Consider the following 13,134-nt stretch of genomic DNA (forward strand, 5'->3'; position numbering starts at 1 on the left):
GCGTTCCTCCCCTCCGCCAGACTTTGCCGATTATTACGGTGTGCCCCGGCCGTTGTTCGCGTGATGCCACTCGCGGATGGCGCCGGCAACGAGACTCGGGTCGTCGCACATCGGAAAATGATTGCCGCCCGCCAGCACGAGCTCGGACGCATGTGGTACGCGACGCTTCCACTCCGCCTGAAAGCCGAACGGATCATTTCGGCCTCCGAAAATCGTGAGTAGCGGGCCGCGTTGCACGATCGTGCTCACGACTCGTTCTGCTTCGTGGTGGAGCGGCTCGCAGCGTAGAGCGTCGGCCAGGTACTGATGGAACGCACGGATCTGCGGCGCCTGCATCGATTGACGGAACGCCCGACGGCTCGAGGGGTTCAGATGCCGGCCAATTCCGAACCGGCTCGCGGTGATTCGCGGCACCACGTGCGTGAGCACGTCGAGCTCCCGCGCCGCCGCGCTGCCCGCGATCCGAAGCATGAGCCGGAGGAAACGGCCGTTCGGCTGCCAGGCAAACGTGTTGATTGCTACCACGCCATGAAGCGCGGCCCGCGATCGACCGGCACCGACGACGCCGCTAAGGCCGCCGAGATCGTGAACGACGAGCGTGAGCTCTCTCAGGTCGAGGGCACGGATCACGCTGTCGACGGCGTTCGCTGCACTCTCGAGGCTGAGCGGCCAGCTTCCGATTCCGCTGTGACCGGTGCCCGGCGAATCGACGGATATGCACCGGAAATGATTCGAGAGATGTTGAATGACATCGCGCCAGATGAACGACCACAGCCCGGTGTGCACCAGCAACAGTGTGGGGCCGCTGCCAACGTCGTAGTAGGCGACCGGTGCGCCATCAACGTCGATCGCGCGTGCCTGATACGGCCAGCTGCGATCATCGATCGATGGCTGCGTCAGCGCGCGTGAAGATTTCGCTGCTCGTTGTTGTATTGCCATCAATCGGCGCCCACGGGTAACGATCCTGCAAGTTCGCGTGACGGTGCCGAGCGCAGTTTGTCCAAGAGGCGGCCGGAGAAACGCCAGAGCTCGTCCCACGCCGCGGGAACGGCCGCATCGGCTTTCGGCTGGTATGGGCGCAGTCTTCGAATTCTCGTGAACAAAGGTGGCGCGGACGCCTGTACGGACACGCGGCGCAGAACGTCCATGGCGGCATCGGCTGCCTCGACAGGCGTCTGCGCCAGCCACGGATCGAGAACCGGCACCGCCAGCTTCATCCACCAGGGGAAATTCTGGCGAATCTCCGTCTTCACCACGCCAAACTTGAGACACGCGACCCGCGGCGCGGCGCTGTCACCGTTCAGCTGCTCGTGGTATAAGCGTAAGGCGAACAGATCGTTCGCGCGGCAGAATTGGCGAACTGCGCGAAGAACGCCGAACGTTCGCCCCGCGAGAATGTCCTGGTAGCGAATCGGCTCGCCATGCGCCGCACCGTTTATCAGCAACACGACGGACCTGGAACGGTCGGTGTGACTGCTCAAGAGTGGAGACAAATACTGCTGAAGCACGAATCTCGAGAAGTAGTTGATCGCGAAGTGCTGGTCGATTCCGTCGGGCGACAGCTTCCGCCGGCGGTCGACAATGCCCGCGTTGTGCACGATCAGATCGATGCGAGCGGTGTATTTCGAGATCACCAATGCCAGATTTCTAATACCATCGACGGATGACAGATCTCCGGGCACGAACCGTGACTCTGGCTCGATAGTCCTGAGCTCACCCTCGAGCGCATGACCGCGCTCCTCGTTTCGTCCCACCACCATCGTCGCGTAACCTTCGCGAACGAGTCGCCGCGCGAGCTCCCGGCCGATGCCGTTCGTTCCGCCCGTAACGACCGCGATTCTAGCGTAGCGGTTGGAACCGGACGCCGTGATCATGCGACACCGTTCGTCGTGTTCCATTTCCATTGAGAGGCAGCTGACTCCATTGCGGCTGCCGCGGCATCGAGTGTGTGCAAGCGGAGCTCGACCCGGCGCAGCTTCTCCGGATTCGCGACGATGCTGATGCCGCGAATGCGTCCGTCGCTCACGACGATCGTCAACACCTGTTGCGGCGAGTTGCCGACCGCGGTCACCAGCGCCGGTTCCCCGTTGACGTCCAGGACCATCGTCCGCAGGTCCGCCGGACCGACCTTGCGTGTTACACCGGAGAGGAACTTCGCGATCGCCAACGCGCCGCGCAGCGGGCGCCGCGCCGCGGCGCGAATGACGCCGCCGCTGTCCACGTACAGCATCGCGTCCTCGGCCAGCAGGTTCACGACACTGTCGATGTCTCCGAGACGCACCGCGTGCGCGAATTCCGCGAGCAGTCGAGCGTGGAGTGCTCGGTCCGGCCGATAGCGGCGCACGTTCTGGCCCAATCGCACCTTGGCACGGTGAAACAATTGCCGGCAATTCGTTGCCGTGAGCCGCAGTACCTGCCCGATCTCGTCGTATTCGTAGTCGAAGACGTCGCGCAGGACGAAGACGGCACGCTCGCGCGGATTCAACCGCTCCATCACCGTGAGAAACGCGAGAGAGAGCGAGTCGGCAAGCTCCAGGCGTTCGTCCGCCCCGACGTGATCCGTCGGAAGCGGTTCGGGTAGCCATGGACCCACATACTGCTCTCGTCGCGTTCGGCTGGACTGAAGCTGATTCAACGCCAGCCGAGTCACGACGGTCGATAGCCATGCGGCCGGAGTGCGGATCTCGTCGCGCGTGGCGGTCTGCCACCGCAGAAACGTCTCCTGAACCATGTCTTCCGCGTCTTCGACGCTGCCCAGCATGCGGTAGGCAATCGCGAACAGCCGCGCGCGGTGTTCCTCGAAGACCGAGAGCGGTGCAGGCGGTAATTCAGAAATCGAATCGGCCATGGCCAGTCAATAGAGAAGCTTGAGTCCGAATGTCGGAACGATACGAACTCCATCATACACGAGCCGTCCCGTGCGCTCGACAAAGCGCGCGTTGTTGACGTTCAAGCGATCGTACGCGTTCAGTACATCCAGAAATGCGTCGATGCCCAAGGCGCGCGCCTGGCGCTGATAGTCGGCGCGTACGTTGAGTGTATGGAGGTCTGGAAATCGCGCGGCATTGTGCCCGACGATCTCCTGCGAGAACCGCATTGGTCCACTCGGCCCGAAGATCGCGTCGTGCACGACGTACACGTCGGTCGGTTTCCCCTCGGCGAACTTGAACTTGCCCGAAAACGACCAATGCGAGTCGAGCGTATACCCACCCAGAACGTTGATCGCGTGCGGTTGGTTCCCGTCCGCGTCATACCAGCCGTCGCCGCGATGGTCGTTCCGGCGAGATTGGCTGTACGAGTAGCCAAGCTGTCCAAAGAACTTGTCGACCAGCCGCTTGACCAGCGTCACGTCAAGGCCGCTCGCGTATCCCGTGCCGATCGCCTCTTCGATACCCGACGTCTCGTCGCGGCGCACCGCAAGGTCGCGCAATCCGCGATAGTATCCTTCGACCGTCAGCTTCACATCCGGCCGAAGGAGGCGCGACAGGCCGGCGATGGCGTGAGTCGCGCGCTGCGGCGGGAGAGCCGCGTTGGACTCGGAGCCGATCAGGTCGCGCAGCAGCAACGGTTCGAGATAGAGGCCGCCGGCCGCCGTGAACGTGATTCCGTTCCAGGCGGGGCTCGATGCGCTCAGACGGGGCGAGACGTTCGTCCGGCCGCTCAGGCCGTCGCGTTCCACTCGCGCACCGATGGTTACGTCGCCGTCAGCTCCAAGTGCCCGCCGATAGCTCGACGAAAACGCGGCGTCAGTCACGCGTCGCGCCACACGCGCGTTGTACGTTTGCGGGGTGACGACGACGTAGTAAGTGCTCGGCGACGCGCGTGGATCGTTCTTGCCGAACGAATAGAGCGTATCGGATCCGGAAACGGCGCGCCCACCGCCGACGGAACGACCTGCCAGTTCCAGCGACGAAATGAGCGAGTGCGCGCCGTGCACGAGATGCACGACCGATCGTAGGCCAACCTGCGTCTCGGATTCATCGGCGCTGAGGATGTCGGGGCGCGCGGCGATGGATCGGCCGCCGTCGATCGGCGAGTCTGGATACGCGGTGCCGTTCTGGCTCGTTCGAGTGTACCGCTGCGCGTAAACCGTCGTTTGAACGATCGACGCTCCGCCCACCAATGTTCGCAACGACGCGCCGACGACCGCCTTCGTTTCTTTCCAGTAGTATAAAGCGGCGTCGTTCGTGTCGGACTCGGTCAGGATGTTGTCGACCGTCCGGAGCACCTGCTCGGGCGCGAAGATCGCGAGCACCGTCAAGTGATTGCGACGGCCCACGTCGGTCGTGGTCTTCACGATCGCGTCGGTGAAGCTCGGCGTCCCCGCGTCCGCGCGTCCGATCAGCTTGAGCGCACGCTCGAGATTTTCATGCCGCGCCGAAGCGAGGACGCTCGTGTTCGCGAACAACCGGCTCGGTCCATCGTAATCCGCCTCCCAGCCGAGGAGATCGTACCGTCCGCCGAACGTCGGTGTCTCGGTGTTGCCGTCCCGCAGCCGCAGCGACAGCACCGACGCGTCCTTGCCGCCGTACTGCGCCGCGAATCCGCCGGCCCGGAAATCAGCCGACTGTACGAGGTCGGGCGCGAAGATGCTGAAGCGGCCGCCTTGCGCTTCGTCGCTCTCGATGCCGCCCTCGAGATGCGTCACCTTGTCGAACGGGATGTCGTCGATGAGAATGAGGTTGTCCCGCGGCCCGCCGCCCCGCACGGAAAACGCGGAAAATTCTCCGCCGCTGCTGCTGACGCCGGGCAGCGTCTCGATCGCGCGAAACAGGTCGCCGGCCGCGCCCGGGGTTCGCCGGATCTCATCCGCCGTATACGTGAAGCGCGAAACGTCCTGATCGGCGTCTTTCGGGAACGCCTCCGCCGTGACACCGATGACGTCGAGTTGTTGCGCCGCCCGGTCGAGTTGCGCGCTCAGGATGGAGACCTTCCCACGCGTGACGCGAACGTTGACCTCTCGCGCCGCCACATACCCGATACGTCGCACGACGACCACGTAGAGGCCTTCCGGAAGCTCGCCGATCCGAGCGACGCCCAGCGAATCGCTCGTCGCCGCCCGGCCGCCCGGTTGCACGGCGACCGCTGCGCTGTTCAACGGGCGCTGCGTCGATGCGTCGACCACCATGACGCGCAACGCGCCCACCTCCTGAGCGAACGCGCAGCGCACGCACAGCGGCGAGGCGGCGATGAGCGACAACAGGAGGAACGGTGACGCGCGGCGGCCCCATACGGGTGTGCTCTTGAGCATGAGGACCTCGAGCGGGTGATCGATCGGGTCGGCACGCATTCCAAGTCCGCGGCGTGTCGATGGCACAATGCTGCGATAATGACCGGAATGACGGAGTGGGTGTGACATTCGCTTCCGGTGGCGCGGCGCGCGTCACATAGCGGGTCTCACACCACACGTGTCACACGGCGCGTGCGCCGGCGGTCATGATGTCGAACCACGACGGCCCGCTGGCCAGGGCGCATGAGACTCGCACAGGTACGCCTCGTCACGACAGATGTCGTTCGGCTTTCCGAGTTCTACCGCCGGCTCACGTTGCGTGAGCCGCTGGGCAGCGAGGACTACGTCGAGCTGCACCTTGGGGACGCGGGCATCGCGATCAGCAGCCAGCGGGCCGCTGATCTCTACGGCGCAAACGCCGCGACCGCGGCGCGAAACGGTTCGGCGATCATCGATCTCGAAGTCGATGATGTCGATGCCGAGCGCGCGCGGCTCGCGCCGCTCCTCGTCGACGTCGTGCTCGAGCCGGTGACACAGCCGTGGGGCAATCGCGCCATGATGTTTCGCGATCCCGACGGCAATCTGATCAATCTTTTTTCACGCGGAGAGCGGCAATGACCCACGCGGCGACGCACGCACGCAAGCAAACGATCGACGCGATCGCGCCTCCGCAAAACGCTCAATCGGTCAATCGGCCGCGGCGAATCACGGGCAACGTGCTCATGGGAATCGTCGTCGTCGCCTTGATCGGTGCGGCGTCCGCGAAGCTCGTGCATGCGCCATTCCTCGTGAATCAGTTGCGTCCATTCGGATTCGATGACGCCTGGATTTCGATTCTTGGCGTCATCGAGCTCGGAAGCGCCATCCTCTTTGCCATCCCACGTACGCGAGCACTCGGACTCCTGTTGATCACCGGCTTTCTCGGCGGAGCGATCGCCACGCACATCCAGCACGGCCAATCGCCGGCGCAGCCGGCGGTGTTGCTGGCCGTGGGCTGGACCGGCGTGTGGTTGCGGCACCGCGAAGCCAACTGGAGCCGACAGGCTCCGGTACATCCGTGAAATGTCGGAATTTCAAATATCTCTAAACAGTCAGCCAGGCGGCTCGAAATGAAACGGCAGGACATCGTGATGTGGTTTAGCCGGATCATCCTGGTGCTCGTCGCCGGGGTCCTTGTGCTCATCGCCAGGAAGTACCTGTTCGATCCGACGAGCGCGTCGGCGGAACGAGGGATCGTCCTGTCGACGGGAGCGGGGCGCACGATCGCTCGCGTTGGGTTCGGAGGTTTCCCCCTCGCTTGCGCGATCGTCGTCGCGGCATGTGTAGCCTCGGCGAGGCGCGTGAGGTACGGTTTGTGGTTCGTGATCGCGTTGTTCGGAACGGTGCTGTTCGTCCGCCTTGCGGGTGCGGTCGCCGACAACAGCCTGGCCGACAATCTGCCGCTCATCATTCCGGAAGTGGTTTTTCTGACGTTGACCACGGCGGCGCTCATCGTCGGTCGTGCGCACGACGCTGGACCGCGCACGGCACGCGACGCAGTCTCGCGTTCGGGGTGACGAGTCCTTTGAAACCTGTTCGTCACGCAAGGGGTTCGTCGTCATTATATGACTCGAATCCATGCGTGAAACTCCGCAGCGCCTGCGCACTGCCTTCGGGATAGCCCCGCTCGCGGCGCCGCTCGCGGTATTCGTTGCGGTACTTGCTCGCGCCGCCTCGAATGGCGGCCGTCTCTCCGGTCCGACGCCGGCCACTCCGGCGTCGCTCCTGGTGCTGCTCTGGGTATTCATGCTTTTCGGAGCGCCGCTCGCGTATGCGGCGACGGTCATCGTCCTCTGGCCCGCGACCGTGCTGCTCCGGCACTGGAATCTCCTGCGATGGTGGACACTGGCAACGATCGGCGCGCTCGCCGGCACCGTGCTGCTGCGCGCCTACGCCGCGCTGTTGCAGCCAAATGGCACGATCGATCTCGTCCCCGGCGCCGGTGCGATCGCCGGCGCGGCGGTCGCGCTCGCGCTGTGGTGGATGGGACTTCGCGGTGCGCGGCGGGACGTGTAAGCGGTATCGCGCCGGTTGTTCACGCTCACCCCGCCGGGGTGAACTCGCTCAGCGTTCGCAATCGAATCGCCGGATCCTGCCGTGCGATCTCCTGGAGCCAGCCGACGTGTCCGTATCCGTAGATCACGAGAATGCGATCCGCCTCGGAGCCGATCAGGCTGACGATGTTGCGGTAGATCCTGATATTTCTCAGATAGTAGTTTCCTAACAGATCCGCTCCGGCGTAATCGCCCGGCTCGCCCAGCCGCGCCAGCGCGAAGTAGGGGTCCATGTTCTCGGCGATGAACGCGGCCGAATTGGCGTGCGCCAGCGTTTCCAATACCGTGTGCGCCTTCAGGTAGGCGTCCAGCTCCTTGGTGGCTGCGCTCCATTGCGCCAGGATCGGCTGCAATTGCGCCTCCTTGCCGTGCGCCTTGGCATAATCGCTCACGGGTTGAAGCGGGAAGTCGTTGCCCGCCCAGGCATTCACCGCATGGACGCTCCTCAGGCCGAGCTCGCGGGCGGTGCGGTACCCGAGCTGGTTGGTCTCGTCTGCGGATAGCTGATATCGCCCGGCGAGGTACTCGGCATACTCGCGCGCGATCCGGCGGTCATCCTCGATGTCGGCTTCGATCGCGACCGTGGTCGGATGAAACCGTTTCAGCACCTCGATGACTTCGGCGATCTCGCGCTGCCGCTGTGGCGAACGGACGTCGTCGGCTTGCACGTCGTACAAATCGTGATTCCGGTTCGCCATGTGGAAGCTGCCGACGATGAGAATCTCAGGCCGGTGCTGGGACTGCGCCCGGAGCGCGGACGTTGCGCCCGACGCGGCGATGAGTGCGAATGCGACCACGCCCGCCTGCATCTGAATCTCCGAAGAAGCCAGTGCATAGACACGCGACGGGTGCGGAGGGTTGGCCCTCGACTCTTAGATCGCGTCCTTGTGCGTGAAGACCTGAATGACGTTGGCGCGCAGCACTTGCCACGTGACGCCGTTGGGCGTCGTGATCGTCGATCCATCGAGCGTGCCGACGACGTTGAAGAAATTGGCGACGAACTGCGCCGGCGCCGGTCCCTTGCAGTCGAGATTGATCACGTTCGTGAGCGGCTGCGTTCCGTCGAAGTAGTTCGTGATGACGTAGTAGTTCACGCCGTTCGACTGGAACCCGAACTGCTCGAAGACTCCGAATGAATCCACGCTGCCGAACATCATCACGCCGTTGTACACCGCCTGACCGACGAGCTGGGAGCACGGCGCGAGCGGCGTCTTCACCTGGACGTTCACCGTGACGCGGTTGTTGGCCGGCTGCGGATCGGGCGTGTCCGACGTAATGACACCGGTGTTGCTGAACGTGCCGACGGTCGGCGGCGCATTGAGGTTGATGGTCACGTTCGGCGTGTAGCCCGTCGTCTTGTCGAAGTTGCCCATCGCGCACGTCACGACTTTCGCGTTCTGGGCGCAGCGCGCCGGAACTCCGTCCACGGCGGCGTAATTGAACCCGACATTCGCCGGCAGCGTGTCCGTGAACATGACATTGTTGGCCTGGCCGCCGCTCGACCATTTCACCTGGAACGTGTATGTGAAGGCGGCGCCGCCGTTCGGCGAGCCCGTGCTCGACGAGCCGGACATCTGCATGTCGGCGCTGGTGGGCGCCGTATTGAACGAGGCGCGGAGTCCCTGCGGCTCGTTGATGGTCGAGGTCGAGTCGCCGCATGCGGCCAGACCCGCGACGCCGACGATGGTGACGATGGTGACGATGGTGACGATGCAGCGGAGGCGGCCGGACGTAAACGGCGGCATGGTGGTTCTCCAAAATGAACGAGGAAAATCGTTGTCGATGATGCATTACATGGAGATAGTTTATACGACAACTAAATTCGCACAATCGGGAAACCGCTGTCAGACATTAGCTTACGCGCTCCTCAATACCGACCGAAGCCGCTTCCCGGCCTCTTTATTCGTTTCGGAGGGATCGAATCGGATCGACGCCAAGCGCATGCTTGGCCGGCAACACGGTCGCCAAAGCCGCGCTGACGATGATGGCCGCTGCCGCCGCTCCGAGACTCAACAGGTCAACAGGGGATGTGGCGTACAGCAGCGATTGAATTCCACGACCGACGCCGACAGCGGCCACCGCGCCGACGGCGAGACCGACTCCGACCGAACGGAACGCCTCAGCGACGACCAGGCGGATCACCTGCGAGGCGCGCGCGCCGAGTGCGATGCGAATCCCGATTTCGTGGGTCTGCGATCGCACGATGTACCCAACCATTCCGAACACGCCAACACTCGACAACAGCAGGGCAAGGACCGCGAAGCCTCCGACGAGCAGCATCAGAAAGCGCCGTGGCGAAAGCGATTCGGTGACGGCGCTCTGCAATGGCCGGACGCTCGCGATAGTGATCGCCGGGTCGGCGGCTTTGAGAGCCTTCATGACGGCGGGAATGAAACGCGATGCCGGAAGCGAGGATGATAGCACGAGCGAGCCTCCGATTCCCGGATTCTGCGCGAACGGGATGAACACGGTAGGCGCCGGAGCCTTGTCGACCGACTCGCCGCGCGCATTCCGTACGATGCCGACGATCGTGCGGTAGGCGGCGAATGTCTGGTCGTCGAAGAGAAAGATCGTCTTGCCGAGAGGGTCCTGGCCGGGAAAGTACCGCGAGGCCATCGCTTGGTTGATGATCGCTACTCCCACCGGCCTGGGCACCGACGGATTCGTCAGCTCGTCCTGGGTGAAACGATCGGTGTCGTCGAACGAGCGACCGCGAACGACAGGGATGTTCAAAGTTTTGAAATAGCCGGGCGTCACCGCCTGGAATGCCGCCTTCCATTGATCGGCGGCCGACGTCGGCGGTTTCCGTCCGTGAGCGCCGGGCGCATCGGTTCGCCACATGCCACCCGAGTGCGCATCACCAGTGAGTGGAAGCAGCGTAGTCACTCCGACGCCGGTGACTCCGGGAAGACGCGACACCTCGCTGACCAAGTGGTCATAGTACGCCACGCGAAGGAACCAAGGGCGCGCGCCGGGGAATCGGCCGACGGATACACGCAGCTGCGCGGTGTACACGTTCCGGCGGTCGAATCCGAGATCGGTGCCGCGCAGTCGCTCGAAGCTCCTCACCAATAGGGCCGCAGCGACCGTCAGCATCAACGCGAGCGCGACCTGGGCCGCGACGAGCGCGGCGCGATACGGGCGGCCGCCGCCGATCGCGGACGTGCGAGACCGCATCACGCTGTGCGCGTGATCCAGCCCGGCTCGGGCGAGCGGCGCAACTCCCACCAGAAGCGTCACGCCGGTGGTGGCGAGGAGCGCAAACGCCAACGCCGAACCCGCGAACCGTACTTCACTCAAACGAGGCAGTTTCGACGGCGCGAACGCGACGAGCAAGTGCGTAGTGCCGTAGCCGGCGGCGATGCCGGCGAGGCCGCCGAGTGACGCGAGCAAGAGGCCGTCTGTTATTGAATGGCGCATCAATTTTCGGCGGTCGGCTCCGAGCGCGATTCGGACGGCGAGCTCGTGAGCCCGCGCCCTCGCCCGGGCCAACACGAGCGTCGTGACGTTCGCGCAGCCGATCAGCAATACACAGACTGCGAGCCCGAACAGCGCGAGGAGCATCGGACGATTATCGCCAAGTATCGCGCGATCGAGTGGCGCGGTTTGAAGCGACCATCCGGCATTGGAGGCCGGATACTCGGCCGCCAACTGCGCCTCGATCGCCGCCAGCTCCCGCTCGGCGCGTTCCACAGGCGCCGTGTTGCGCACGCGGGCAACCGAGCCGTAATAGCGAAATTGGCGCTCGACAGGCGACAACGAGTGAGCGTACGACATCGGCGTCCAGACGTCGGTCCCATTCGGGAATGCGAATCCGGGCGGCATGACGCCACGCACCCGATAACTCCACGCGTCGTCGACCTTCAACGTCCGGCCGACCACATCGGGTCGGCCGCCGAACGCACGCTGCCAGAGCTCGTAGCTGATGACGACGGAATTCTGAAGTTGGTTCTGACCGTCGAGAGCTGGCTCCGGCGGGAATCCGCTGCCAAGAATGGGATGCACCTCGAGAACGTCGAACAGCGACGGCGTCGCTCCGGCTTCGTGCACGGCCCAGTGATCATGGTCGTCCTCCACCGAGGCCACCGCGTCACGCTCGCCGTACAGCGCAATGTGATCGAGCGAGTGCGCTCGCGCGCGCAACGCCACGAACGTTCCCGGCGACACGGGCCCGTGCGTGACGCTCTGCGCTCGATTCTCTTCCCAAATTCGTATCAGTCGCTCGGGTTGCGCGTAGGGAAGTGGCGCGATCACGATCGCATGTACCACGGCGAAGACGCCGGTGGCGCTACCCACGGTGAGCGCGAGCGTCGCGACGACCGCCGCGGTAAACGCCGGCGCGCGCCGCAACGTGCGCGCGGAATATTTCAGATCTCGAATGGTATCGTCGATCCAGGCGAGCCGCTGCACGTCACGCAATGCTTCGGCGGTCTGATTGACGCCGCCAAACGCGAGCAGCGCCGCGCGTCGTGCCGCGTCCGGCGTGAGTCCGGCGCGCCGGTACTTCTCCGTCTCCATCTCGAGATGGAACGCAAGCTCGGCGTCCGCCTCCCGTTCAGTCGCCCGAGGGCGAAGCAGCGAACGCAGGCGGCGGCTCCAGGCCCGCGCGCGGTCCTTCAGTGTGGGCCGGGTTCGAGACATGTCACCGCCCATCCAGAATCAGGTCGACCGCGTAGACGTACTGGCGCCAGCTCTTCGTTTCAGCGGTCAGCGCGCGGCGCCCCGATGCGGTCAGGGTGTAGAACCGCGCGGGACGATTGTCTTCCGTCGTTCTCCATTCGCTCTGGATCCAGCCCTGCTGTTCGAGTCTTCGGAGCGCGGGGTAGAGCGAGCCCTGGCCGATGCGAAGGAGATGCTCCGATTGCTGCTCGATGCGCTGGGCCAGCGCCCAGCCGTGCAGGGCGCCGAGGGCCAGTGATCGGAGGATCAGGAGATCGAGAGTTCCGCGCAGGAGGTCGGTCGACGAGCGGGCCATGTCGAGTATTGTCGGGTTCCGACAATAGTGCGGCGACTATTGTCGAAAGTCAACAATACGGGTTCATGCGCGTACGTCGCCACGCGCACCGGAACCGGACGAACGCGCGACGACGATCCGGTACCCGATGTCCAACGTCGTGCGCGCGAGGAGGTCGGCGTGTCGTTCAGCCCAGTCGCCGCTCTCGACGTCGCGGCGCAGTCTGATCAGACGTGGATCGTCGTCTGCAACATCATGAAAGGACGAAATCCCTGACCGTACAACGGCATCGAGATACGCCTCGGGGCGGCGCCAATACGCGCCGAGAAATCCGTCGGTGCAATCGGCGGGGATGAGCACGTCATGAACTTCGATCGGGCCCATCATCGCGGTCAGCTCGGCGAAGGTCGCGAAGCGCGGTAGATCGAGCGCCTGAAATTCCGGGAAGTACTCGCGAATGAGCCAGTAGTCGTTGCACGTCGGATCCCACGTCAGGAGGACGACGCGATCGCGCGCGACGCGCCGGCACTCGAGCAGGCCGCGACGCTGATCGGTCCAGTGGTGCAGCGTCAGAATTCCCAGCACCGCGTCGAACTGCCCGTCGCGAAACGGAAGATGCTCGGCCACGCCGCACACCGCCGCGGCGGCGTCCGACGGCCGCTGCGCGATCATCACACGCGACGGCTCGAGCGCGATCACCGCGCGGTCGGCCGGCTCATACGAGCCGGTGCCCGCGCCCACGTTGAGCACGGACGGTGAGCTTCCGAGGGCGGACGCGATCGCGGCCGCGATTCGCGGATCGCTGTGTCGCCGCGCCGAGTAGGCGCGTCCGAGAATGTCGTAAGTGGTCATCCGCG

General features: G+C 64.5%; 13 protein-coding genes. 4 read left to right on the forward strand and 9 right to left on the reverse strand.

Features of this window, described 5'->3' with window-relative positions:
* Positions 1-33: 33 nt before the first annotated feature.
* The 4 genes from VN706_17970 to VN706_17985 are packed head-to-tail and all read right to left on the reverse strand — an operon-like array spanning position 34 to position 5,290.
* Positions 34-939 (reverse strand): alpha/beta fold hydrolase, encoded by a 906-nt coding sequence (locus tag VN706_17970; GenBank protein ID HXT17534.1) that lies wholly within the window; start codon positions 937-939, stop codon positions 34-36.
* The gene (locus VN706_17975) at positions 939-1,874 is read right to left on the reverse strand and encodes an SDR family NAD(P)-dependent oxidoreductase (GenBank protein HXT17535.1); all 936 of its coding nucleotides are present in this window, start codon (positions 1,872-1,874) and stop codon (positions 939-941) included. Before VN706_17975 ends, VN706_17970 begins: the two co-directional genes overlap by 1 nt.
* Complete coding sequence (locus VN706_17980; GenBank protein HXT17536.1) at positions 1,871-2,848, reverse strand: RNA polymerase sigma-70 factor; 978 nt, start codon at positions 2,846-2,848, stop codon at positions 1,871-1,873. Before VN706_17980 ends, VN706_17975 begins: the two co-directional genes overlap by 4 nt.
* Before the next feature lie 6 nt (positions 2,849-2,854).
* A complete protein-coding gene (locus VN706_17985) occupies positions 2,855-5,290 on the reverse strand; it encodes a TonB-dependent receptor (protein ID HXT17537.1) in 2,436 nt (811 codons plus the stop codon).
* Positions 5,291-5,473: 183 nt separating this feature from the next.
* Here VN706_17985 and VN706_17990 point away from each other — a divergent pair, with 183 nt between their 5' ends.
* The 4 genes from VN706_17990 (at position 5,474) to VN706_18005 (ending at position 7,285) form a co-directional block, all read left to right on the forward strand.
* On the forward strand, positions 5,474-5,848 hold the full coding sequence (locus VN706_17990) for a VOC family protein (protein ID HXT17538.1): 375 nt from the start codon (positions 5,474-5,476) through the stop codon (positions 5,846-5,848).
* Positions 5,845-6,291 carry a DoxX family protein gene (locus VN706_17995; GenBank protein HXT17539.1) on the forward strand — a complete coding sequence of 149 codons (447 nt, stop codon included), beginning with the start codon at positions 5,845-5,847 and terminating at the stop codon, positions 6,289-6,291. Before VN706_17990 ends, VN706_17995 begins: the two co-directional genes overlap by 4 nt.
* Positions 6,292-6,339: 48 nt before the next feature.
* Entirely contained in the window at positions 6,340-6,786 is a 447-nt protein-coding gene (locus VN706_18000) for a hypothetical protein (GenBank protein ID HXT17540.1), read from the forward strand.
* 61 nt (positions 6,787-6,847) lie between these two features.
* A complete protein-coding gene (locus VN706_18005; protein ID HXT17541.1) occupies positions 6,848-7,285 on the forward strand; it encodes a hypothetical protein in 438 nt (145 codons plus the stop codon).
* A 25-nt stretch (positions 7,286-7,310) separates the two neighbouring features.
* On the opposite strand, the gene VN706_18010 is transcribed toward VN706_18005, so the two are convergent.
* From VN706_18010 to VN706_18030, 5 genes are all read right to left on the reverse strand, one after another.
* The gene (locus VN706_18010; protein HXT17542.1) at positions 7,311-8,132 is read right to left on the reverse strand and encodes a DUF5694 domain-containing protein; all 822 of its coding nucleotides are present in this window, start codon (positions 8,130-8,132) and stop codon (positions 7,311-7,313) included.
* 63 nt (positions 8,133-8,195) lie between these two features.
* A complete protein-coding gene (locus tag VN706_18015) occupies positions 8,196-9,068 on the reverse strand; it encodes a hypothetical protein (protein ID HXT17543.1) in 873 nt (290 codons plus the stop codon).
* Between the two features lie 154 nt (positions 9,069-9,222).
* Positions 9,223-11,964, reverse strand: coding sequence for an ABC transporter permease (locus VN706_18020; protein ID HXT17544.1), 2,742 nt, complete (start codon positions 11,962-11,964; stop codon positions 9,223-9,225).
* Position 11,965: 1 nt separating this feature from the next.
* On the reverse strand, positions 11,966-12,298 hold the full coding sequence (locus VN706_18025) for a PadR family transcriptional regulator (GenBank protein HXT17545.1): 333 nt from the start codon (positions 12,296-12,298) through the stop codon (positions 11,966-11,968).
* Positions 12,299-12,361: 63 nt separating this feature from the next.
* Positions 12,362-13,129, reverse strand: coding sequence for a class I SAM-dependent methyltransferase (locus VN706_18030; GenBank protein HXT17546.1), 768 nt, complete (start codon positions 13,127-13,129; stop codon positions 12,362-12,364).
* Positions 13,130-13,134: the final 5 nt, after the last annotated feature.

The organism is Gemmatimonadaceae bacterium (assembly GCA_035606695.1).
Taxonomy (GTDB): domain Bacteria; phylum Gemmatimonadota; class Gemmatimonadetes; order Gemmatimonadales; family Gemmatimonadaceae; genus JAQBQB01.